At 70.6% G+C, this 21799-nt stretch carries 22 protein-coding genes and 4 tRNA genes; 17 read left to right on the forward strand and 9 right to left on the reverse strand.

All coding sequences use genetic code 11. The annotated features are described in order from the left end of the window. Complete coding sequence (locus IE219_RS02055; protein WP_189974721.1) at positions 1 to 1023, forward strand: barstar family protein; 1023 nt, start codon at positions 1 to 3, stop codon at positions 1021 to 1023. Here the strand turns inward: IE219_RS02055 and IE219_RS02060 are convergent. The 5 genes from IE219_RS02060 to IE219_RS02080 form a co-directional block, all read right to left on the reverse strand. Beyond that, complete coding sequence (locus IE219_RS02060) at positions 989 to 2251, reverse strand: APC family permease (RefSeq protein WP_189974722.1); 1263 nt, start codon at positions 2249 to 2251, stop codon at positions 989 to 991. The genes IE219_RS02055 and IE219_RS02060 overlap by 35 nt on opposite strands. Beyond that, positions 2248 to 2874, reverse strand: coding sequence for an alpha-ketoglutarate-dependent dioxygenase AlkB family protein (locus IE219_RS02065; protein WP_189974723.1), 627 nt, complete (start codon positions 2872 to 2874; stop codon positions 2248 to 2250). The genes IE219_RS02060 and IE219_RS02065 overlap by 4 nt, the downstream gene beginning before the upstream one ends. Continuing rightward, positions 2871 to 3377 (reverse strand): methylated-DNA--[protein]-cysteine S-methyltransferase, encoded by a 507-nt coding sequence (locus IE219_RS02070; RefSeq protein WP_189974724.1) that lies wholly within the window; start codon positions 3375 to 3377, stop codon positions 2871 to 2873. The genes IE219_RS02065 and IE219_RS02070 overlap by 4 nt, the downstream gene beginning before the upstream one ends. A gap of 67 nt (positions 3378 to 3444) precedes the next feature. Then, entirely contained in the window at positions 3445 to 4200 is a 756-nt protein-coding gene (locus IE219_RS02075; RefSeq protein ID WP_189974725.1) for an HNH endonuclease, read from the reverse strand. Between the two features lie 91 nt (positions 4201 to 4291). Continuing rightward, positions 4292 to 4783, reverse strand: coding sequence for a YajQ family cyclic di-GMP-binding protein (locus tag IE219_RS02080; protein ID WP_189974726.1), 492 nt, complete (start codon positions 4781 to 4783; stop codon positions 4292 to 4294). 194 nt (positions 4784 to 4977) lie between these two features. Between IE219_RS02080 and IE219_RS02085 the strand changes: the two genes are divergently transcribed. Further along, positions 4978 to 5059 (forward strand) — tRNA-Tyr (locus IE219_RS02085). Positions 5060 to 5143: 84 nt separating this feature from the next. On the opposite strand, the gene IE219_RS02090 is transcribed toward IE219_RS02085, so the two are convergent. Next, a complete protein-coding gene (locus IE219_RS02090; protein WP_189974727.1) occupies positions 5144 to 5800 on the reverse strand; it encodes an SDR family oxidoreductase in 657 nt (218 codons plus the stop codon). Between the two features lie 16 nt (positions 5801 to 5816). Then, positions 5817 to 7076 (reverse strand): amidohydrolase family protein, encoded by a 1260-nt coding sequence (locus IE219_RS02095; protein ID WP_189974728.1) that lies wholly within the window; start codon positions 7074 to 7076, stop codon positions 5817 to 5819. A 206-nt stretch (positions 7077 to 7282) separates the two neighbouring features. Between IE219_RS02095 and IE219_RS02100 the strand changes: the two genes are divergently transcribed. The 6 genes from IE219_RS02100 to IE219_RS02125 all read left to right on the forward strand — a co-directional run bounded on the left by IE219_RS02100 (position 7283) and on the right by IE219_RS02125 (position 9828). Continuing rightward, positions 7283 to 7355, forward strand: a tRNA-Thr gene (locus IE219_RS02100). Between the two features lie 44 nt (positions 7356 to 7399). Beyond that, positions 7400 to 7472: transfer RNA gene (locus tag IE219_RS02105), tRNA-Met, on the forward strand. Between the two features lie 87 nt (positions 7473 to 7559). Further along, positions 7560 to 7724 carry a 50S ribosomal protein L33 gene (gene rpmG / locus IE219_RS02110; RefSeq protein ID WP_003956487.1) on the forward strand — a complete coding sequence of 55 codons (165 nt, stop codon included), beginning with the start codon at positions 7560 to 7562 and terminating at the stop codon, positions 7722 to 7724. Between the two features lie 102 nt (positions 7725 to 7826). Then, positions 7827 to 8279, forward strand: coding sequence for a MaoC family dehydratase N-terminal domain-containing protein (locus IE219_RS02115; RefSeq protein WP_189974729.1), 453 nt, complete (start codon positions 7827 to 7829; stop codon positions 8277 to 8279). A 1-nt stretch (position 8280) separates the two neighbouring features. Continuing rightward, entirely contained in the window at positions 8281 to 8709 is a 429-nt protein-coding gene (locus IE219_RS02120; protein WP_189974730.1) for a MaoC family dehydratase, read from the forward strand. A 63-nt stretch (positions 8710 to 8772) separates the two neighbouring features. Continuing rightward, positions 8773 to 9828: a UDP-N-acetylmuramate dehydrogenase gene (locus IE219_RS02125; protein ID WP_189974731.1), complete on the forward strand. Its 1056-nt coding sequence runs from the start codon at positions 8773 to 8775 to the stop codon at positions 9826 to 9828. 7 nt (positions 9829 to 9835) lie between these two features. On the opposite strand, the gene IE219_RS02130 is transcribed toward IE219_RS02125, so the two are convergent. Together IE219_RS02130 and IE219_RS02135 are read right to left on the reverse strand one after the other, a co-directional pair. Beyond that, positions 9836 to 10858 carry an adenosine deaminase gene (locus IE219_RS02130; RefSeq protein WP_189974732.1) on the reverse strand — a complete coding sequence of 341 codons (1023 nt, stop codon included), beginning with the start codon at positions 10856 to 10858 and terminating at the stop codon, positions 9836 to 9838. 118 nt (positions 10859 to 10976) lie between these two features. Next, positions 10977 to 12203 carry a pyridoxal phosphate-dependent aminotransferase gene (locus IE219_RS02135; protein ID WP_189974733.1) on the reverse strand — a complete coding sequence of 409 codons (1227 nt, stop codon included), beginning with the start codon at positions 12201 to 12203 and terminating at the stop codon, positions 10977 to 10979. A 202-nt stretch (positions 12204 to 12405) separates the two neighbouring features. Between IE219_RS02135 and IE219_RS02140 the strand changes: the two genes are divergently transcribed. From IE219_RS02140 to rpoB, 9 genes are all read left to right on the forward strand, one after another. Next, positions 12406 to 12478: transfer RNA gene (locus tag IE219_RS02140), tRNA-Trp, on the forward strand. Between the two features lie 108 nt (positions 12479 to 12586). Then, positions 12587 to 12874, forward strand: a complete 288-nt coding sequence (gene secE / locus IE219_RS02145; RefSeq protein ID WP_189974734.1) for a preprotein translocase subunit SecE — start codon at positions 12587 to 12589, stop codon at positions 12872 to 12874. Between the two features lie 43 nt (positions 12875 to 12917). Next, a complete protein-coding gene (nusG, locus tag IE219_RS02150) occupies positions 12918 to 13850 on the forward strand; it encodes a transcription termination/antitermination protein NusG (protein ID WP_189974735.1) in 933 nt (310 codons plus the stop codon). Between the two features lie 172 nt (positions 13851 to 14022). Beyond that, positions 14023 to 14457: a 50S ribosomal protein L11 gene (rplK, locus tag IE219_RS02155; RefSeq protein WP_030494213.1), complete on the forward strand. Its 435-nt coding sequence runs from the start codon at positions 14023 to 14025 to the stop codon at positions 14455 to 14457. Between the two features lie 109 nt (positions 14458 to 14566). Then, a complete protein-coding gene (gene rplA / locus IE219_RS02160) occupies positions 14567 to 15295 on the forward strand; it encodes a 50S ribosomal protein L1 (protein WP_189974736.1) in 729 nt (242 codons plus the stop codon). A 148-nt stretch (positions 15296 to 15443) separates the two neighbouring features. After that, on the forward strand, positions 15444 to 16394 hold the full coding sequence (locus tag IE219_RS02165) for an SCO4651 family lipoprotein (RefSeq protein WP_189974737.1): 951 nt from the start codon (positions 15444 to 15446) through the stop codon (positions 16392 to 16394). Positions 16395 to 16651: 257 nt separating this feature from the next. Next, positions 16652 to 17182: a 50S ribosomal protein L10 gene (rplJ, locus tag IE219_RS02170; protein ID WP_189974738.1), complete on the forward strand. Its 531-nt coding sequence runs from the start codon at positions 16652 to 16654 to the stop codon at positions 17180 to 17182. Between the two features lie 119 nt (positions 17183 to 17301). Then, positions 17302 to 17685 (forward strand): 50S ribosomal protein L7/L12, encoded by a 384-nt coding sequence (gene rplL, locus IE219_RS02175; RefSeq protein WP_189974739.1) that lies wholly within the window; start codon positions 17302 to 17304, stop codon positions 17683 to 17685. Between the two features lie 551 nt (positions 17686 to 18236). After that, a complete protein-coding gene (gene rpoB, locus IE219_RS02180; RefSeq protein WP_189974740.1) occupies positions 18237 to 21719 on the forward strand; it encodes a DNA-directed RNA polymerase subunit beta in 3483 nt (1160 codons plus the stop codon). Positions 21720 to 21799 lie beyond the last annotated feature (80 nt).

Consider the following 21799-nt stretch of genomic DNA (forward strand, 5'->3'; position numbering starts at 1 on the left):
GTGGACCAGCCCCGCTACGCCCTCCTGACCGGCCTGCACGCCGTCGCCCTCTGCCACGACGTCGACGGCCTCTACGGCGACCCCGTCCCGCCCCCGCGGATCCGCCACGAACTGCGCGGCTGCGAACCGCGCGGCGCCCTCGCCCGCGCCGTCACCGAGGCCATCATCGAAGGCACCGCCCCGCTCGGCACCCTCGACGTCGAGACCCCCGACGGAGCCTGGCGGCTCACCGCCGTCCGGGTCCTCGGGGCCCGCGGCGACGCCGTCACCGTCGAGTCCGCCGGCCCCCCGGCCCGCCTCCACGGCGCGTACGGCGCGGTCCCCTGCGGCAACCTCGTCCGCGTCTCGCCCGCCCCGCCCCGCGACCTCACCCACACCGAGATCACCTTCCTCGGCTGCTCCCCGCGCGGCGCGCTCCGCGACGCCCTCGCCGCCGGAGCCCCCGGCCCCGAACCCGTCCGCTACCAGGTCCTGAACCGGATGGCCGACCTCCAGTACGAGGCGGCGGCCGGCCCCGTCACCGCCGCCGTCCCCTCCCGCCGCCACCACGGCCTCCTCGACCTCACCGTCTCCTTCCCCCGCGCCGGCCTCCTGCCGCCCCAGCACCGCGAGGTCTGGGACCTCTTCCACGACCACGACCCCCCGGCCGCCCCCGGCACCTGGCGCCGCTTCACCGGCCCCGCCCGCGCCGCCTGGCTCACCCGCGCCGCCCGCCACGGCCACCGCGCCCCCCAGCCCGTCCCCGGCGCCGCCTACGAGCTCGACGGCCGCGGCGTCACCGACGACACCGCCTTCCTCTGCGCCCTCGGCGAGGCCGTCCTCGGCCCCGGCCGCGCCCTCGCCACCGGCGCCCCCCGCGCCCTCGGCGCCGAACTCTCCGGCTGCGTCCTCGTCTGGCACCACTCCGCCGTCGCCCGCGCCTGCCTCGGCGTCACCCCGCTCCTCGTCCGCCCCCGCCCCGCCACCTTCCAGGAGTACGTCGACGGCCTCAGGGCCGAGGGCGTCCGGGTCGACCTGGCATAGGCCGCCCCGGCCGCCCCGGACTCACCCCGTACGCCACCACACCCACCGCGAGCACCCCCGCGCCCGCCGCCACCGCCCCCGGCGGCAGCGCCACGGCCAGCGCCGCGCACCCCGCCAGCCCCACCAGCGCGAGCGCCCGCCCCCGGCCGCCCAGCGTCCACGCCGAGGCGTTCGCGATCCCGTAGTAGACGAGGACCCCGAAGGACGAGAAGCCGATCGCGCCCCGCACGTCCGCCGTCGCCGCCACCACGGCCACCACCGCCCCCACCGCCAGCTCCGCCCGGTGCGGCACCCGGAACACCGGATGGACCGCCGCCAGCCCCCGCGGCAGGAAACCGTCCCGGGCCATCGCCAGCACCGTCCGCGACACCCCCAGGACCAGCGACAGCAGCGACCCCAGCGCCGCCACCACCGCCCCGGCCGCCACCACCGGCACCAGCGCCGCCGCCCCCGCCGCGCGCACCGCGTCGGCCAGCGGCGCCGGGGAGAGCGTCAGCCCGACCGGCCCCAGCACCCCCAGCGCCGCCACCGCCACCAGCGCGTACACGGCCAGCGCCAGACCCAGCGCCAGCGGCACCGCCCGGGGGATCGTCCGCGCCGGATCGCGCACCTCCTCCCCGAGCGTCGCGATCCGCGCGTACCCCGCGAAAGCGAAGAACAGCAAACCCGCGGCCTGGAGCACCCCGCCCGCCGTCACCTCCCCGCCCAGCCCGTACCGCACCCCGGGGGACCCCGCCAGACAGGCCGTCACGACCGCCGCGAGCACCGCCAGCACCCCCGCCACGACCACCCGCGTCAGCAGCGCCGACTTCTGGACACCCCGGTAGTTCACGGCCGTCAGCGCCACCACCGACGCCACCGCCACGGCATGCGCCCGCTCCGGCCACAGATAGGAACCCACCGTCAGCGCCATCGCCGCGCACGAGGCCGTCTTGCCCACCACGAACGCCCACCCGGCCAGATACCCCCAGAAGGGACCGAGACGTTCGCGACCGTACACATAGGTGCCGCCGGACTCCGGATGGAGGGCCGCCAGCCGGGCCGACGCCGTCGCGTTGGCACAGGCGACGACCGCCGCCGCGCCGAGCGCGGTCAGCAGCCCCGCCGCGCTCCCCGCCGCCCCGGCCGCCGGCCCGAGCGCCACGAAGATCCCCGCGCCCACCATGGACCCGAGACCGATCACGACGGCGTCGAAGACACCGAGGGACCTGCGCAGTGGTGCTGTCACGGCCGACCCGTCTCCCGAAGCGTGAGGTTGAGCCGGCCCGTCAGCCCCAGCGACGGATCGGCCGTCCCAGCAAACACCCTCGGCACCCCGTGGTACACCCACCGCGACTCCCGCCCGAAGACGAACAGATCGCCCGAGCCCAGCTCCACGTCGGTCCACGGCCGCCCCCGCCCCGCCGCGTTGCCCAGCCGGAAGACGCACCGGTCGCCCAGGCTCAGCGACACCACCGGCGCCCCCGACCGCTCCTCCCGGTCCTGGTGCATGCCCATCCGGGCGCCGTCCCCGTAGAAGTTCACCAGCGCCGTGTCCGGCGCGAAGGACCCCGCCTCCCCGTACGCCTCCGCCACCGCCGCCCGCCCCAGCGCCACCAGCCACTCCGGCAGCGCGACGTCCACCCGGTCCAGATAGCGGTACGGCACCCACCGCCGCCCCAGGCAGAGCGACCGCACCGACATCACCCCGCCGCCCGGCAGCACGGTGTGCTCGTACGCCAGCGGCCCGCGCCCGAACTCCCGGCAGGCCGCCACCAGTTCCCGCTGCCGCTCGAAGGACAGCCACTCCGGCACGTGCACCGCCCCCGGCGCCGGCTCGGCCCGCTCGCGCGGGAACAGCCCCCCGGTCACGCGAGGGCGCCCTCCAGCTCCAGCAGCGACCGCTTCCGCTCCGGCCCCGCCGCGTACCCCCGCAGACTCCCGTCCGCGCCGATCACCCGGTGGCACGGCCGCACCACGAGCAGCGGATTGCGCCCGATCGCCGTCCCCACCGCCCGCACCCCGGCCCCGGCCACCCCGACCGCCCGCCCGATCTCGCCGTAGCTCACCGTCGTCCCGTACGGGATCTCCTCCAGCGCCGCCCACACCTTGCGCTGGAACTCCGTCCCCGCCACCGCGAACGGCACGTCGAACCGCACCGGCTCACCCGCGAAGTACGCCCCCAGCCGCTCCACCACCCCGCCGAACGCCCCCTGGTCCCGCGTCCACCCCGCCGCGACCTCCACCGCGCCCTTCTGCCCCGGCAGCGACAGCGACCGCAGCACGACCCCGCCCCGCGCCGCGGGCGCGCCCACCAGGAGCATCCCGCCGAGGGGGCCGTCGGCGTACGCGTACACAGTCTCGTTCTCGTCCATGCCTCCAGTGTGCGAGCACCGCCCACCCGGCGGCTGGCGGCTTTCGGACACGAGCCTGCGTACGGGCTCAGTCCTCCGTCTCCCAGAAGCCGCGCGTCCCCAGGGCCACCACCGGAAGCTCCTCCTCCGCCGGCTCGGCCTCGAAGAAGTCCAGCTCGCCGGGGTCCAGGTCCAGCGCCGCGCAGATCTCCTCGTGCAGCCGCGCGAAGGCCAGGAACCGCTCCTCCTGCCACTCCTCGCGCTCCTCCCGGCTCCGGTTGAGCACGGCCGGATCGAGGTCGAACACCCCGCCCGTCCACTGCTGGTGCCACTCGAAGACGTCCTCCACCGCCCCGGTGGTGCCCTCGTCCCCCAGCTCACCCAGCTTGTCGGCGGCCAGCCGGGCCAGGGACGCCGCCCGGCGGCACTCCCGCACGTTGCCCGGCGGGAAGCCGTGGGAGGAGAACGTGATCGCCATGTCCAGATTGCCGGTGGCCCTCGCCCAGACGTCCACCTCCCGCTGGAACCGCCGGTAGGCCCGGATCAGCCCTGCCTTCGGCGCGGAGTCCTCCGGCGCCACCCGGTTGGGGTCCGGCAGCCGCAGCAACTCCTTGTAGCGCAGCATCGCCTGCCGGTCGATCTCGCCCCGGTCGAAACGGGTGTGGCAGTTCGGGCACAGCACGATCAGATTGTGGAACTCGTGCCGGCGGACCCGGTGCCAGGGCACGATGTGCGCGATCTCCAGCGGCGTCGCCCGGCACGCCGGTATCGCGCACCGGTGCCCCGCCTCCACGAACAACTGCCGGACCAGCGGACGGGGGACCTTGGAGCGGTGAGCGGCCATGCGCGCAGGGTAGCCGCCACCACCGACACCCCGTCCGAGCACGCGCACGGCCCGGAACCCCTCGGGGCTCCGGGCCGCACGGACCGCCGGATCAGCGGTAGTTCACGAACTGGATCGCGAAGTCGAAGTCCTTGCCCTTCAGCAGCGCCTGCACGGCCTGGAGGTCGTCCCGGCTCTTGGAGCTGACCCGCAGCTCGTCGCCCTGCACCTGCGCCTTCACGCCCTTCGGACCCTCGTCGCGGATCACCTTGGCGACCTTCTTCGCGTTCTCCTGGGAGATGCCCTCCTGGACGGACGCGAAGAGCTTGTACTCCTTGCCGGACAGCTGCGGCTCGCCCTCGACCTCCAGCGACTTCAGCGAGATGCCCCGCTTGATCAGCTTGGACTGGAAGATGTCCAGGATCGCCTTGACGCGCTCGTCGCCGCTCGCCTGCATCAGGATCTTCTCGCCCGACCATTCGATCTTGGCGTTCGTGCCCTTGAAGTCGTAGCGCTGCGAGATCTCCTTGACGGCCTGGTTGAGGGCGTTGTCGACCTCCTGCCGCTCGACCTTGGAGACGATGTCGAAACTGGAGTCGGCCATGACTCGTGGCTCCTTGCTCGGATGCTTGCGGTACCCCCAAAGCCTAGGGGGTGAGCCCCACCGCCCGACGCTCCCCGAACCCCCGACCGACCCCCGGTCAATCGAGTGGCGAACCACCCCCGGGGATCGGGTATTGTTTACGTCGTTGCCGGGGAACACCGCAGAACAGCGGGACTACCGGGCAGCGAACCCATGGCGATGTGCCCGAGTGGCCAATGGGAGCGGACTGTAAATCCGTCGGCTTAGCCTACCCAGGTTCGAATCCTGGCGTCGCCACGCTTAAGGAACGGCCCCTGATCTGCGGAAACGCGATCAGGGGCCGTTTGCGTGTGTAAGTGTGACAGCGGACGGCCGTCAGTGTCAGTTCCCGGCCACGTCCCGGACCGCGACCGCCACCGGGGTGGGGCCCTCGATCAGTTCCAGGGTCAGGCCGGCCGTGCCCGGGGTCTCCAGCAGCTCCGCCAGGACCGCCGCCACGTCGTCGCGGGAGACCCGGCCCCGGCCGGTGGCGGACGCCAGCCGGACCCGGCCCGTCCCCGCGTCGTCCGTGAGCGCCCCGGGCCGCAGGACCGTCCACTCCAGGCCGGTACGGGCCCGCACCGCGTCGTCCGCGGCGCCCTTCGCCCGCAGGTACACGTCGAAGACCTCGTCGCCCGGATGCCCGGCGTCCGCGCCCATCGACGAGACGACCACGAAGCGCCGTACGCCCGCCCGCTCCGCCGCGTCCGCGAAGAGGACCGCCGCGTCCCGGTCCACCGTGTCCTTGCGGGCCGCCCCGCTGTCCGGGCCCGCGCCCGCCGCGAAGACCGCCGCGTCCGCGCCCCGCAGGACCTCCGCCACCTCCGCCGCGGAGGCCGACTCCAGGTCCAGGACGGCCGCCTCCGCGCCGGCCGCCCGCAGATCCTCCACCTGCTCCGGCCGGCGCACCACGCCGACCGCCTCGTGCCCGCCCGCCGAGAGCAGCCGCTCCAGGCGCAGGGCGATCCGACCGTGTCCTCCAGCGATGACGATGCGCATGCTCCGACCGTACGGCTCAGCGGGCCGCCGGGCCTCCCGGACCGGGCCGCGCCTGCCGGGGCAGGTCAGGACCCGCCTCCGTGTCGCAGTACTCCCGCACCGCGCTGGTCCGCGCCACCACCCGCCCCCGGTGCACCACGATCCGGCTGTACGCCAGCGACAGCACCCCCGCCAGCCGCTCGCCCCGCACCGCCACCAGCTCCGCCGGGAAACCCGCCTCCACCCGCACCTCCGGCAGCCCCATCGCCTCCCGCGCCCGCGCGCTCACCGCCGCGTACGCCTCCGCAGGCGCCAGCCCCTCCAGCGAGGCCAGCAGGAACGCCGCCTCCAGCGGATCGCCCCGCCCCACCGGGTTCGCCGCGTCCCGCAGCGCCCCGCCGCCCGCCGCCAGCCGCACCCCCGCCGACCGCAGCAGCCGCACCGGCGCCACCCCCCGCCGCTCCGCCCCCGCGCAGCCGCCCTGCGGCAGGCACACCACCGTCACGCCCGCCGCCGCCAGCCGGTCCGCCGCCCGGCCCGCCACCTCCTCCGGCAGCCGCCCCAGCCCCGCGCACGGCCCGATCACCACCCCGGGCCGCAGCCCGCCCGCCATCGCCGCCAGCCGGGCCAGCCGCGCCGGATGGTCACCGTCCGTGTGCAGGTCCACCGGCACCCCGTGCTCGGCCGCCACCTCCAGGACCGCCTCCACGTACCCCGCCGGGTCCGGGTCCCGGTCCGGGCAGCCGCCCACCACCCCGGCGCCCATCTTCACCGCGTCCCGCAGCATCGCCAGGCCGTCCGCGCCCGCCGCCCCGGTCAGCAGCCGGGGCGGCACCGCCACCGCCGTCAGGTCCGTCAGCCCGCGCAGCGACCGCCGGGCCCGCAGCACCGCCTCCAGCGGCCCCAGCCCCCGCACCGCCCCGATCCGCACGTGCGCCCGCAGCGCCGTCGCCCCGTGCCCGAGCTGGAGCAGCGCCGCCTCGGTGGCCCGCCGCCGCACCTCCCCGGGCTCGTACGCCACCGGCCCGGGGACGTCCGCCGAGAGCGCCGTGTCCGCGTGCGCGTGCGGCTCGGCCGGGGCGGGCAGCAGCAGGAACCCGGACAGGTCCACCCGCGTGCCCGCCGTGCTCAGGCTCCCGGCCGTGCCGACCGCCTCGATCCGGCCCCGCACCAGCCGCACGTCCACCGTCCGCCCGTCGGTCAGCCGGGCGTTCGCCAGCAGCAGCGCCCCCGCCCCGCCGGCCGCCGAGCCCCCCTCGTCACCGGGCGGACGGGGCTGCTTGCTGTCGGCCGACATCGGGCTCCTCACCACGTCACCAAGATCGGGATCACAGGGTGTGGGGCAGCCTAGGGGCGGCCGGCCCGCCCTCCCCGAGGAGCGGCAATAGTCGTACCGATGAGTCCACGAGTGGCGTACGGGGCGTGGCCAGCGACCTTGTCCCGAGGGGGCGCCGAAACGGATTTGGGTGATGGGCCGCAGACCGTGTAATGTCTTCCTCGCTCGCCCCAATAGCTCAGTCGGCAGAGCGTCTCCATGGTAAGGAGAAGGTCTACGGTTCGATTCCGTATTGGGGCTCTGGTGAAGAGGAACCCGCCTCCGGGCGGGGACCCGATCATCAAAGCGGTGTAGCTCAGTCGGTAGAGCAAGCGGCTCATAATCGCTGTGTCACCGGTTCAAGTCCGGTCACCGCTACACAAAGTAGCCGATTGTGGGGTCGGTCCTACGATCGGCTACTCTTTTTGCGTTCATCCGTCCATCCGTCCGTCAAGGAGCACTCACGTGGCTGCCACCGACGTCCGCCCGAAGATCACGCTGGCCTGCGTGGAGTGCAAGGAGCGGAACTACATCACCAAGAAGAACCGGCGTAACAACCCGGACCGTCTTGAGATGAAGAAGCACTGCCCCCGCTGCAACTCGCACACCGCGCACCGCGAGACGCGATAATCAGGCTCGTTCACGAGGCCGTCCCCTCTCGAGGGGGCGGCCTCGTGGCGTTTTCCGCCCCAACGCACCAGATCACCAGATCCAGCAGGAGGTATCGAGTCCATGGCGCTCGACCAGTCCTTCGTGGGCCGCACCTATCCGCCCACCCCTTCCTACGAGGTCGGCCGGGAGAAGATCCGCGAATTCGCCGAGGCGATCGGTGACGCCAATCCCGCGTACACCGACCCGGAGGCCGCCAAGGAACTCGGCCACCCCGACGTGATCGCCCCGCCGACCTTCGTCTTCGCCATCACCTTCAAGGCCGCCGGCCTGGTCATCGAGGACCCCCAGCTCGGCCTCGACTACAGCCGCGTCGTCCACGGCGACCAGAAGTTCGCCTACACCCGGCCCGTCCGCGCCGGCGACCGCCTCTCGGTCACCTCCACCATCGAGGCGGTCAAGTCCCTCGCGGGCAACGACATCCTGGACATCCGCGGCGAGGTCCACGACGCCACCGGCGAGCACGTCGTCACCGCCTGGACCAAGCTGGTCTCCCGCGCCCCCGAGGAGAGCTGACATGACCGCGAAGATCGCCTACGACGAGGTCGAGGTCGGCACCGAGCTGCCCGCGCGGACCTTCCCGGTGACCCGCGCCACCCTCGTCCAGTACGCCGGTGCCTCCGGCGACTTCAACCCCATCCACTGGAACGAGAAGTTCGCGGTGGAGGTCGGCCTCCCCGACGTCATCGCCCACGGCATGTTCACCATGGCCGAGGCGATCCGCGTCGTCACCGACTGGGCCGGCGACCCCGCCGCCGTCGTCGAGTACGGCGTCCGCTTCACCAAGCCGGTCGTCGTCCCGAACGACGGCGTCGGCGCCGTGATCGAGGTCTCCGCGAAGGTCGCCGTCAAGCTGGACGACAACCGCGTGCGCGTCGACCTGACGGCCACCTCGGCGGGCCAGAAGGTGCTGGGGATGAGCCGGGCGGTCGTCCGGCTGGCGTGACGGACGAACGTATCTCCCACGGGTGGCACGTATGACCCATGGGAGATACGTAGTCTGGAACGCGTGCAGCTCCTCAAAGACGCCCCCCTCGCCCCCCTCACCACCTTCCGTCTCGGTGGCCCCGCCGCCCGGCTCGTGACGGCGACCACCGACGACGAGGTCGTCGCCGCGATCCGTGAGGCGGACCTCTCCGGCACGCCGCTGCTCGTCGTCGGTGGCGGCAGCAACCTCGTCATCAGCGACGAGGGCTTCGAGGGCACCGTCCTGCACATCGCCACCAAGGGCTTCGCCCTCGACGGGACCACCCTGGAGGTGGCCGCCGGAGAGGTGTGGTCCGAGGTCGTCGACCGGACCGTCGAGGCCGGGCTCGCCGGGATCGAGTGCCTGGCCGGCATCCCCGGCTCGGCCGGCGCCACGCCCGTCCAGAACGTCGGCGCCTACGGCCAGGACGTGGCCGAGACCATCACCGAGGTCGTCGTCTACGACACCCGCGACCACCAGAAGCTCACGCTCACGAACGAGGAGTGCCGCTTCTCGTACCGCCACAGCGTCTTCAAGGAGCGGCCGGGGGAGTACGTCGTCCTCCGGGTCCGCTTCGCGCTGGAGGACGCCGGCGGGATGTCGGCCCCCATCGGGTACGAGCAGACCGCCCGCGCCCTCGGCGCCGGAATGGGCGACCGGGTGCCGCTGGTCCACGCCCGGGACACGGTCCTGAAGCTCCGCGCGGAGAAGGGCATGGTGCTCGACCCCGAGGACCACGACACCTGGTCCGCCGGCTCCTTCTTCACCAACCCGATCCTCACCAACGACGAGTTCGCGGCGTTTTGCGAGCGGGTCGCCGAGCGGCTCGGCGCCGACGCCCAGGCCCCCGCCTTCCCCGTCGGCACCTCCCACACCAAGACCTCCGCCGCCTGGCTCATCGACAAGGCCGGCTTCACCAAGGGGTACGGCACCGGGCCCGCCCGGATCTCCACCAAGCACACCCTCGCCCTCACCAACCGGGGCGAGGCGACCACCGAGGACCTCCTCGCGCTCGCCCGCGAGGTCGTCGCCGGCGTCCACGCCGCCTTCGGCGTCACCCTCGTCAACGAACCGGTGACCGTCGGCGTGAAGCTCTAGGCGACCCCTACGCGGCCAGCCAGTCGTCCACCCCGGCCAGCAGCCGCTTTCGTACGTCCTCCGGGGCCGCCGAGCCCCGGACGGACTGCCGGGCCAGCTCCGCCAGCTCCGCGTCGGTGAAGCCGTGGTGGCGGCGGGCGATCTCGTACTGGGCGGCCAGCCGGGAACCGAAGAGGAGCGGGTCGTCGGCGCCCAGCGCCATCGGGACGCCCGCCTCGAAGAGGGCCCGCAGCGGAACGTCCTCGTGCTTCTCGTACACGCCCAGGGCCACGTTCGACGCCGGGCACACCTCGCAGGTCACCCCGCGCTCCGCGAGCTTCCGCAGCAGCCGGGGGTCCTCCGCCGAACGCACCCCGTGGCCGACGCGGGCCGCCCGCAGGTCGTCCAGGCAGTCCCGCACCGACGAGGGACCGGTCAGCTCGCCGCCGTGCGGGGCCGCCAGCAGACCGCCCTCCCGGGCGATGGCGAAGGCCCGGTCGAAATCGCGCGCCATGCCCCGCCGCTCGTCGTTCGAGAGCCCGAAGCCGACCACGCCCCGGTCCGCGTACCGCACCGCCAGCCGGGCCAGCGTGCGCGCCTCCAGCGGATGCTTCATCCGGTTGGCCGCGACCACCACCCGCATCCCGAGCCCGGTCTCCCGGGACGCCGCGTCGACCGCGTCCAGGATGATCTCCAGGGCCGGGATCAGACCGCCCAGATGGGGCGCGTACGAGGTCGGGTCGACCTGGATCTCCAGCCACCCGGACCCGTCCCGCACGTCCTCCTGCGCCGCCTCCCGCACCAGCCGCTGGATGTCCTCCGGGGCGCGCAGGCAGGAGCGGGCGATGTCGTACAGGCGCTGGAAGCGGAACCAGCCGCGCTCGTCGGTCGCCCGGAGCCTCGGAGGCGTACCGCTCCTGAGGGCCTCGGGGAGGCTCACCCCGTACTTGTCGGCCAGTTCGAGGAGGGTGGTGGGCCGCATCGAACCGGTGAAGTGCAGGTGCAGATGGGCCTTGGGCAGGGCGCTGAGGTCGCGGGAAACGTGCTCCATCGCCCGATCCTGCCCTACCCGAATGGACGACAACAGGCCGTTTCCCCGATCGGGACCTTGCCCGAACGTAAAAACGGCCCCCGGATCCGAAGATCCGGGGGCCGCCTCGTGCCGCAGGTCAGTCGCGGGCCTCGGCCAGCAGCTTCTGGATCCGGGACACGCCCTCCACCAGGTCCTCGTCACCGAGCGCGTACGACAGGCGCAGGTAGCCGGGGGTGCCGAACGCCTCGCCCGGGACCACCGCGACCTCCGCCTCGTCCAGGATCAGCGCGGCCAGCTCGACGGAGCTCTGCGGGCGCTTGCCCCGGATCTCCTTGCCGAGCAGCGCCTTCACCGACGGGTACGCGTAGAACGCGCCCTCCGGGGTGGGGCAGTACACGCCCTCGATCTCGTTGAGCATCCGCACGATCGTCTGCCGGCGGCGGTCGAAGGCGGTCCGCATCTCGGCGACCGCGTCCAGGTTCCCGGAGACGGCGGCCAGCGCGGCGACCTGGGCCACGTTGGAGACGTTGGAGGTGGCGTGCGACTGCAGGTTGGTCGCGGCCTTCACGACGTCCTTCGGGCCGACGATCCACCCGACGCGCCAGCCGGTCATCGCGTACGTCTTCGCGACGCCGTTCACGACGACGCACTTGTCGCGCAGCTCGGGCACGATCGCCGGCAGCGAGGTGAACTTCGCGTCGCCGTAGACCAGGTGCTCGTAGATCTCGTCGGTGAGGACCCACAGGCCGTGCTCGACGGCCCAGCGGCCGATCGCCTCGGCGTCGGCCTCGCTGTAGACCGCGCCGGTCGGGTTCGACGGGGAGACGAAGAGGACGACCTTGGTCCGCTCGGTGCGGGCCGCCTCCAGCTGCTCCACGGAGACGCGGTAGCCGGTGGTCTCGTCGGCGACGACCTCCACCGGGACGCCGCCCGCGAGCCGGATCGACTCCGGGTAGGTGGTCCAGTACGGGGCCGGGACGATGACCTCGTCACCCGGGTCGAGGATCGCGGCGAACGCCTCGTAGATCGCCTGCTTGCCGCCGTTGGTCACCAGGACCTGGGAGGCGTCGACCTCGTAGCCGGAGTCGCGGAGCGTCTTGGCGGCGATCGCGGCCTTCAGCTCCGGCAGGCCGCCGGCCGGGGTGTAGCGGTGGTACTTCGGGTTCTTGCAGGCTTCGATGGCCGCCTCGACGATGTAGTCCGGGGTCGGGAAGTCGGGCTCGCCCGCGCCGAAGCCGATCACCGGACGCCCGGCGGCCTTGAGGGCCTTGGCCTTGGCGTCGACGGCGAGGGTGGCGGACTCGGAGATCGCACCGACGCGGGCGGAGACCCGACGCTCGGTGGGAGGGGTGACAGCGCTCATGCGGCCATCGTCCCAGACCGTTTCCCGGCCCGGCACACAGGTTTCAGGGAGCGGACAGGACCGGTCAATCCCGGTCGAGGTCGGCGCCGCCGCAGGTTCGGCGCGGCTCCTGTTCGACGCGGAGCCCCAAGACCACGTACACTCACTCCTCGTTGGCCCGCACCGACCACATCACCGATGGGGTACGTTGGGGAAGCCACAAAGGGTCGTAGCTCAATTGGTAGAGCACCGGTCTCCAAAACCGGCGGTTGGGGGTTCAAGTCCCTCCGGCCCTGCTACACACACCGCCAGGTGGTTGTGTGCGCATGTACGTACTTCATTGCACCGCCGTGCGGCTCCACCCGGGCGCGGCACGGCCACGACCCGGAATCAGGTGAGAGATCGTGACGGACGCCGTTGGCTCCATCGACATGCCTGATGCCGAAGACGCGGCTCCGGAGTCGAAGAAGAAGGGCCGCAAGGGCGGCAAGCGCGGAAAGAAGGGCCCGCTGGGCCGCATCGCGCTCTTCTACCGCCAGATCATCGCGGAGCTCCGCAAGGTCGTCTGGCCGACGCGCAGTCAGCTGACGTCGTACACCACTGTGGTGATCGTCTTCGTGGTCGTGATGATCGGCCTCGTGACCGTGATTGACTTTGGCTTCCAGGAAGCAGTCAAGTACGTCTTCGGCTGACTTTTTGTTCCACCCATCTGTATCGCAGGAAGAAGCAGCCACCGTGTCTGACGCGAACCTGAACGACGCCTTCGAGTCCGAGTCCGTCGAGGACGAGCTGGACATCGTGGAGGCCGCCGACGAGGACCAGGCGGAGACTGCGGACGCGGCGGCGGGCATCGCCGCCGAGGACGAGGCGCTCCACGTCGAGGACGAGGACTCCGAGGCCGCCGACGAGGACGACTCGGACGAGTCCGACGAGGACTCCGAGGGTGACTCGGACGACGAGGCGGAGGAGTCCGACGAGGACGAGACCGCCGACGTCGAGGCCGAGGCCGACGTCGAGGAGACCGAGGAGGAGGCTGAGCCGGCCGCCCCGGTCGACCCGGTCGCCGCGCTCCGCGAGGAGCTGCGCACCCTGCCCGGCGAGTGGTACGTCATCCACACCTACGCGGGCTACGAGAAGCGCGTGAAGGCCAACCTGGAGCAGCGCGCCGTCTCGCTCAACGTCGAGGACTTCATCTACCAGGCCGAGGTGCCCGAGGAAGAGATCGTCCAGATCAAGGGCGGCGAGCGGAAGAACGTCAAGCAGAACAAGCTCCCCGGCTACGTCCTCGTCCGCATGGACCTGACGAACGAGTCCTGGGGCGTCGTCCGCAACACCCCCGGCGTCACCGGCTTCGTGGGCAACGCCTACGACCCGTACCCGCTGACCCTGGACGAGATCGTCAAGATGCTCGCCCCCGAGGCCGAGGAGAAGGCCGCCCGCGAGGCCGCCGAGGCCGAGGGCAAGCCGGCTCCGGCCCGCAGGCTGGAGGTCCAGGTCCTCGACTTCGAGGTCGGCGACTCGGTCACCGTCACCGACGGCCCCTTCGCCACCCTCCAGGCCACGATCAACGAGATCAACCCGGACTCCAAGAAGGTCAAGGGCCTCGTCGAGATCTTCGGCCGCGAGACCCCGGTCGAGCTCAGCTTCGACCAGATCCAGAAGAACTGATCCCTCCCAGGGATCTCCCGAGTTTCCGAACAGGTCAGAGGGGCTGCCACAGCCCCTCTGACCTGCTCGGTTTTTGGACGCGCAGCTATACCCGTTATCGTTGTGCGGTATGCCTCCATCCGGATGACCGGAAGGATCGGCTGAAAACTCTCACTAGGACCCGGAGAGAGCAATGCCTCCCAAGAAGAAGAAGGTCACGGGGCTCATCAAGCTCCAGATCAACGCCGGTGCGGCCAACCCGGCCCCGCCGGTCGGCCCCGCGCTCGGCCAGCACGGCGTCAACATCATGGAGTTCTGCAAGGCCTACAACGCCGCGACCGAGTCGCAGCGTGGCTGGGTGATCCCGGTGGAGATCACGGTCTACGAGGACCGCTCCTTCACCTTCATCACCAAGACCCCCCCGGCCGCCAAGATGATCCTCAAGGCCGCGGGTGTGGAGAAGGGCTCCGGCGAGCCGCACAAGACCAAGGTCGCCAAGATCACCGAGGCGCAGGTCCGCGAGATCGCCACCACCAAGATGCCCGACCTCAACGCGAACGACCTGGACGCCGCGTCGAAGATCATCGCCGGCACCGCCCGTTCCATGGGCATCACGGTCGAGGGCTGATCACCCCCCTCGTGACCTCAGTGGTAGGGCCATGCGCCGGCCCGCACCACGACTCCACACCTGCCGTGCGGCTCCGTCCGCAGGGCGAACACTTTCCACAGGAGCAGAAGTGAAGCGCAGCAAGTCCCTCCGCGCTGCGGACGCCAAGATCGACCGGGAGAAGTTCTACGCCCCGCTCGAGGCCGTCCGTCTCGCCAAGGAGACCTCCACCACGAAGTTCGACAGCACCGTCGAGGTCGCTTTCCGCCTGGGTGTCGACCCGCGCAAGGCCGACCAGATGGTCCGCGGCACCGTGAACCTCCCGCACGGCACCGGCAAGACCGCCCGGGTCCTGGTCTTCGCGACCGGTGAGCGTGCCGAGGCCGCGGTCGCCGCGGGCGCCGACATCGTCGGCTCCGACGAGCTGATCGACGAGATCGCCAAGGGCCAGCGCCTGAACGAGTTCGACGCCGTGGTCGCCACCCCGGACCTCATGGGCAAGGTCGGCCGCCTCGGCCGCGTGCTCGGTCCCCGTGGCCTCATGCCGAACCCGAAGACCGGCACCGTCACCCCCGATGTCGCCAAGGCCGTCAACGACATCAAGGGCGGCAAGATCGAGTTCCGCGTCGACAAGCACTCGAACCTGCACTTCATCATCGGCAAGGTGTCCTTCGACGACACCCAGCTGGTGGAGAACTACGGCGCGGCCCTGGAGGAGATCCTCCGCCTGAAGCCGTCCGCCGCCAAGGGTCGCTACATCAAGAAGGCCGCCATCAGCACCACGATGGGCCCCGGCATTCCGGTCGACTCCAACCGCACCCGCAACCTCCTCGTCGAGGAGGACCCGGCCGCGGTCTGAACCCTCCCGGTTCACCAGCAGCAGGTCTGAAAGCCGCCCCCCGTCCCTCTCCGGAGGAACGGGGGGCGGCTTTATTCGCGTCTTCCTGTCGTAGGGCTGGGATACGGTTCAAGAGAACGCAAAGACGAACTAGGGGTGGGGAACACCGATGAGCAAGACGACCTGGAAGCGCGCGGGCGTCGCGCTGACCGCCGCCGCTCTCGTGGCCGGTCTCGCCGGCTGCAACGACGACAGGGGCGACAAGAAGGCCGCGGGCGGCAAGACGGGCGCCTCGGCGCCCGCCGAGAAGGGCGGCGACGCCACGCAGGTCCTCAAGGCCGCCTACGAGAAGACCTCCGCGGCCAAGGCCGCGAAGATCAAGGCGACCATCACCACCCAGGGCACCCCCGAGGAGTCCGGCACCATCGAGATGAGCGGCGTCCAGGGCTGGGCCCCCGCCACGATGGACGTGACCATGAAGGGCTCCATGCTCGGCGCGGGCACCCCCGGCGCCCCCGAGCAGATGCGCGTGGTCATGCTGGACAACGCCATGTACATGGACATGGGCGCCGAGCAGGCCGCCCAGATGGACGGCAAGCGCTGGATGAAGATGGACCTCAAGTCCATCGCGGAGGCCTCCGGCGACAAGGCCCTCCAGAAGCAGATGACCGGCAACCTGGACAGCATGAACCAGGACCCGGCCCAGCAGCTCGGCCTCCTCCTGGAGTCCCCGGACCTCAAGCACGTCGGCCCGGAGAAGGTCAACGGCATGGAGACCCAGCACTACAAGGGCACGCTGACCTTCGAGCAGATGCTCAAGACCAACGACTCCGCGAAGGTCCTCCCGAAGGAGGACTACGACAAGCTCATCGAGAACGTGAAGAAGACTGGTCTCAAGGGCTACGACATGGAGATCTGGGTCAACGGGGACAACTACCCGGCCCGGATGAAGCTCGGCATGAAGATGGACGCGGCCACCGTCCACATGACCATGGACTACAGCGACTACGGCACCAAGTCCGCCGTCCAGGCCCCGCCGGCCGCCGAGACCGTCGACCTCTTCAAGATGCTCCAGGAGGCCGGTGCCGGCGCCGGTGCCTCGGCGGGCGCCCAGGGCTGATTTGCCCCGGGACCGGACCATCACGTACGCTTCCACAGAAGCCAAAGACCGCTGGTCGTCGCCGTGCCCGTCAGGGTGGGGCGGCCGAAGGACTCGCTGACAGACGCGAGCGACCCGCGCAGGTGACTGTGGAAGAGTTCCCGGTTCGGTTCACCCCGATCAGGTCGAGCTAAGCCCCGTGCGCCTGCGCCGGGGCGTTTTCTTTTGTCCAGCCCCTTCTGAGCGGTCCTCATCACCCGGAAGGAGGCGAACGCACTATGCCGACGCCCAACAAGGCTGCATCGGTGGCCGAGCTCAAGGACGCGTTCCAGAGCTCCAACGCCGCGGTGCTGACCGAGTACCGGGGTCTCACCGTCGCGCAGCTCAAGACGCTGCGTCGTTCTCTCGGTGAGAACGCCCAGTACGCCGTGGTGAAGAACACGCTGACCAAGATTGCGGCCAACCAGGCTGGGATCACCGCGCTGGACGACCACTTCGCTGGTCCGACGGCGGTCGCCTTCGTCACCGGTGACCCGGTGGAGTCGGCGAAGGCTCTGCGTGACTTCGCCAAGGAGAACCCGAACCTCATCATCAAGGCCGGTGTCCTTGACGGTAAGGCTCTCTCCGCCGACGACATCAAGAAGCTCGCGGACCTCGAGTCCCGCGAGGTTCTGCTCAGCAAGCTGGCCGGTGCCTTCAAGGGCAAGCAGTCTCAGGCTGCTCAGCTCTTCCAGGCGCTGCCGTCGAAGCTCGTCCGCACCGTGGACGCGCTCCGTGCCAAGCAGGCCGAGCAGGGCGGTGCCGAGTAATTCGGCTCGCGCACTGATCCGGACCGCCGTCCCGGCGGAGCGGATCACAGCGGGCCGACAGTACGCCCGCCTCACCAGAACATCCGGCACCTGCCGAATTAGTGGAAGGATCGCCCATCATGGCGAAGCTCTCTCAGGATGACCTGCTCGCGCAGTTCGAGGAGATGACCCTCATCGAGCTCTCCGAGTTCGTGAAGGCGTTCGAGGAGAAGTTCGACGTCACCGCCGCCGCGGCCGTCGCCGTTGCCGCCCCGGGTGCCCCCGGCGCCCCGGCCGAGGCCGCCGAGGAGCAGGACGAGTTCGACGTCATCCTCACCGGCGCCGGCGAGAAGAAGATCCAGGTCATCAAGGTCGTGCGCGAGCTGACCTCCCTGGGTCTGAAGGAGGCCAAGGACCTCGTCGACGGCACCCCGAAGCCGGTCCTCGAGAAGGTCGCCAAGGACGCCGCGGAGAAGGCCGCCGAGGCCCTCAAGGGCGCCGGCGCCTCCGTCGAGGTCAAGTAACACCTCGTCGCGCGCAGCGTGACTCTTCTGCCGCCGAGCGTGTAACGCTCACGGTGCGAAAGGCGATCACCCCTATGGGTGGTCGCCTTTCGGCGTTCCCGGGAGCCGCGTGGCGGCGGCCCCGGCCGCCCGGGGAAGCGGAGTATGGTGATCTTCGCCGTGCGCCGCACGCGGGCGGGGGCCTTGACGAACGGCACGCCGCGCGCAATTCTCAGGACGCGTCGTCACAACGATCCGGTTTCCGAGGCATGGATCGACGGCCGAGTGGGCAGTATCGAGGTGCGCCGTACGGCGCGAGTACCACGGAGTTGAGAGCAACGAGGGTCGCGCAGGACTCGCCCTGGACATCAGTGAGCCAAGTGGCTACACTGTCCCTTTGCGCTGCCTGTTAGCTGCCTCCTGCCCGTCACCAGGGGCATACTCTCGCATCTGCATCGTGGGCCACACGCCCCTGACCTGGTCTTTCGACCGTTCCGGGAAGCTGTGCCCCCGTCGCTCCGTGAGGGACCGGTACGCGCGCAGTGAGTCCGAGCCCTCGGAAGGACCCCCTCTTGGCCGCCTCGCGCAACGCCTCGACCCATACGAACAACGGCGCCAGCACCGCCCCGCTGCGCATCTCCTTTGCAAAGATCAAGGAGCCCCTCGAGGTTCCGAACCTCCTCGCGCTGCAGACCGAGAGCTTTGACTGGCTGCTCGGCAACGCCGCCTGGAAGGCTCGCGTCGAGGCTGCCCTTGAGTCGGGACAGGACGTCCCCACGAAGTCCGGTCTGGAGGAGATCTTCGAGGAGATCTCCCCGATCGAGGACTTCTCCGGGTCGATGTCGCTGACCTTCCGCGACCACCGCTTCGAGCCGCCGAAGAACTCCATCGACGAGTGCAAGGACCGTGACTTCACGTACGGCGCCCCGCTCTTCGTCACCGCCGAGTTCACGAACAACGAGACCGGCGAGATCAAGTCCCAGACGGTCTTCATGGGCGACTTCCCGCTCATGACCAACAAGGGCACCTTCGTCATCAACGGCACCGAGCGTGTCGTCGTCTCGCAGCTCGTCCGCTCGCCCGGCGTCTACTTCGACTCCTCCATCGACAAGACGTCCGACAAGGACATCTTCTCCGCCAAGATCATCCCCTCCCGGGGTGCCTGGCTGGAGATGGAGATCGACAAGCGCGACCTCGTCGGTGTCCGCATCGACCGCAAGCGCAAGCAGTCCGTCACCGTCCTCCTGAAGGCCCTCGGCTGGACCACCGAGCAGATCCTCCAGGAGTTCGGCGAGTACGAGTCCATGCGCGCCACCCTGGAGAAGGACCACACCCAGGGCCAGGACGACGCGCTGCTCGACATCTACCGCAAGCTCCGTCCGGGCGAGCCGCCGACCCGTGAGGCCGCTCAGACGCTGCTGGAGAACCTCTACTTCAACCCGAAGCGCTACGACCTCGCGAAGGTCGGCCGCTACAAGGTGAACAAGAAGCTCGGCGCCGACGAGCCGCTGAACGCCGGTGTCCTCACCACCGACGACGTCATCGCCACGATCAAGTACCTGGTCAAGCTGCACGCCGGCGAGACCGAGACGATCGGCGAGAACGGCAACGAGATCGTCGTCGAGACCGACGACATCGACCACTTCGGCAACCGCCGCCTGCGCAACGTCGGCGAGCTCATCCAGAACCAGGTCCGTACGGGTCTCGCCCGCATGGAGCGCGTCGTGCGCGAGCGCATGACCACCCAGGACGTCGAGGCGATCACGCCGCAGACCCTGATCAACATCCGGCCGGTCGTCGCCTCCATCAAGGAGTTCTTCGGCACCAGCCAGCTGTCCCAGTTCATGGACCAGAACAACCCGCTCTCGGGTCTGACGCACAAGCGTCGTCTGTCCGCGCTGGGCCCCGGCGGTCTCTCCCGTGAGCGGGCCGGCTTCGAGGTCCGAGACGTGCACCCGTCCCACTACGGACGCATGTGCCCGATCGAGACCCCCGAAGGCCCGAACATCGGTCTGATCGGTTCGCTCGCCTCGTACGGCCGCGTCAACGCGTTCGGCTTCATCGAGACCCCGTACCGCAAGGTCGTCGACGGCCAGGTCACCGACGAGGTCGACTACGTCACCGCCGACGAGGAGGACCGCTTCGTCATCGCGCAGGCCAACGCCGCGCTCGACGACGACCTGCGCTTCACCGAGAACCGCGTCCTGGTCCGCAAGCGCGGCGGCGAGGTCGACTACGTCGAGCCCGTCGACGTCGACTACATGGACGTCTCCCCGCGCCAGATGGTGTCCGTCGCGACCGCGATGATCCCCTTCCTGGAGCACGACGACGCCAACCGCGCCCTCATGGGCGCGAACATGATGCGCCAGGCCGTCCCGCTCATCAAGGCGGAGGCCCCGCTCGTCGGCACCGGCATGGAGTACCGCTGCGCCACCGACGCCGGCGACGTGCTCAAGGCCGAGAAGGCCGGTGTCGTCCAGGAGCTGTCGGCCGACTACATCACGGTCACCAACGACGACGGCACGTACATCACGTACCGCCTGCACAAGTTCTCCCGCTCGAACCAGGGCACCTCGGTCAACCAGAAGGTCGTCGTCTCCGAGGGCGACCGGGTCATCGAGGGCCAGGTCCTCGCCGACGGTCCGGCGACCGAAGAGGGCGAGATGGCCCTCGGCAAGAACCTGCTCGTCGCGTTCATGCCGTGGGAGGGTCACAACTACGAGGACGCGATCATCCTGTCGCAGCGCCTCGTCCAGGACGACGTCCTCTCCTCGATCCACATCGAGGAGCACGAGGTCGACGCCCGTGACACCAAGCTCGGCCCCGAGGAGATCACCCGGGACATCCCGAACGTCTCCGAGGAGGTCCTCGCCGACCTCGACGAGCGCGGCATCATCCGCATCGGTGCCGAGGTCGTCGCCGGCGACATCCTGGTCGGCAAGGTCACCCCGAAGGGCGAGACCGAGCTGACCCCGGAGGAGCGCCTGCTCCGCGCGATCTTCGGCGAGAAGGCCCGCGAGGTCCGCGACACCTCCCTGAAGGTCCCGCACGGCGAGATCGGCAAGATCATCGGCGTCCGCGTCTTCGACCGCGAGGAGGGGGACGAGCTTCCCCCCGGCGTGAACCAGCTGGTCCGCGTCTACGTCGCCCAGAAGCGCAAGATCACCGACGGTGACAAGCTCGCCGGCCGCCACGGCAACAAGGGCGTCATCTCCAAGATCCTCCCGATCGAGGACATGCCCTTCCTTGAGGACGGCACCCCGGTCGACATCATCCTCAACCCGCTCGGCGTCCCGTCCCGAATGAACCCGGGACAGGTCCTGGAGATCCACCTCGGCTGGCTCGCCAGCCGCGGCTGGGACGTCTCCGGCCTCGCCGACGAGTGGGCGCAGCGCCTCCAGGCCATCGGTGCCGACCAGGTCGCCCCCGGCACCAACGTCGCCACCCCGGTCTTCGACGGCGCCCGCGAGGACGAGCTGGCCGGTCTGCTCCAGCACACCATCCCGAACCGCGACGGCGAGCGCATGGTGCTCCCCACCGGCAAGGCGCGCCTGTTCGACGGCCGCTCCGGCGAGCCGTTCCCGGACCCGATCTCGGTCGGGTACATGTACATCCTCAAGCTCCACCACCTGGTCGACGACAAGCTCCACGCGCGTTCGACCGGCCCGTACTCGATGATCACCCAGCAGCCGCTGGGTGGTAAGGCCCAGTTCGGTGGCCAGCGCTTCGGTGAGATGGAGGTGTGGGCGCTGGAGGCTTACGGCGCCGCGTACGCCCTCCAGGAGCTGCTGACGATCAAGTCCGACGACGTGACCGGCCGCGTGAAGGTCTACGAGGCCATCGTCAAGGGCGAGAACATCCCTGAGCCCGGCATCCCCGAGTCCTTCAAGGTGCTCATCAAGGAGATGCAGTCCCTGTGCCTCAACGTGGAGGTGCTGTCCTCGGACGGCATGTCCATCGAGATGCGCGACACCGACGAGGACGTCTTCCGCGCAGCGGAGGAGCTCGGCATCGACCTGTCCCGGCGCGAGCCGAGCAGCGTCGAAGAGGTCTGACGGGAGTCCGGCGGGCCTTGAGTGATCAAGGCCCGCCGGCCCCAGGACCCCCGTATCAGACCCCACAGCCTTACAACCCT

This window comes from Streptomyces termitum (assembly GCF_014650175.1).
Classification (GTDB): domain Bacteria; phylum Actinomycetota; class Actinomycetes; order Streptomycetales; family Streptomycetaceae; genus Streptomyces; species Streptomyces termitum.

Coding starts and splice junctions, on each gene's coding strand:
- IE219_RS02070 (WP_189974724.1), bottom strand. CDS start 3,377: ATGGACGAGAACGAGACTGTGTACGCGTACGCCGACGGCCCCCTCGGC.
- IE219_RS02115 (WP_189974729.1), top strand. CDS start 7,827: ATGGCGCTCGACCAGTCCTTCGTGGGCCGCACCTATCCGCCCACCCCT.
- IE219_RS02135 (WP_189974733.1), bottom strand. CDS start 12,203: ATGAGCGCTGTCACCCCTCCCACCGAGCGTCGGGTCTCCGCCCGCGTC.
- rplL (WP_189974739.1), top strand. CDS start 17,302: ATGGCGAAGCTCTCTCAGGATGACCTGCTCGCGCAGTTCGAGGAGATG.
- IE219_RS02095 (WP_189974728.1), bottom strand. CDS start 7,076: ATGTCGGCCGACAGCAAGCAGCCCCGTCCGCCCGGTGACGAGGGGGGC.
- IE219_RS02075 (WP_189974725.1), bottom strand. CDS start 4,200: ATGGCCGCTCACCGCTCCAAGGTCCCCCGTCCGCTGGTCCGGCAGTTG.
- IE219_RS02090 (WP_189974727.1), bottom strand. CDS start 5,800: ATGCGCATCGTCATCGCTGGAGGACACGGTCGGATCGCCCTGCGCCTG.
- rplJ (WP_189974738.1), top strand. CDS start 16,652: ATGCCGACGCCCAACAAGGCTGCATCGGTGGCCGAGCTCAAGGACGCG.
- IE219_RS02130 (WP_189974732.1), bottom strand. CDS start 10,858: ATGGAGCACGTTTCCCGCGACCTCAGCGCCCTGCCCAAGGCCCATCTG.
- IE219_RS02080 (WP_189974726.1), bottom strand. CDS start 4,783: ATGGCCGACTCCAGTTTCGACATCGTCTCCAAGGTCGAGCGGCAGGAG.
- IE219_RS02120 (WP_189974730.1), top strand. CDS start 8,281: ATGACCGCGAAGATCGCCTACGACGAGGTCGAGGTCGGCACCGAGCTG.
- IE219_RS02165 (WP_189974737.1), top strand. CDS start 15,444: ATGAGCAAGACGACCTGGAAGCGCGCGGGCGTCGCGCTGACCGCCGCC.
- rplK (WP_030494213.1), top strand. CDS start 14,023: ATGCCTCCCAAGAAGAAGAAGGTCACGGGGCTCATCAAGCTCCAGATC.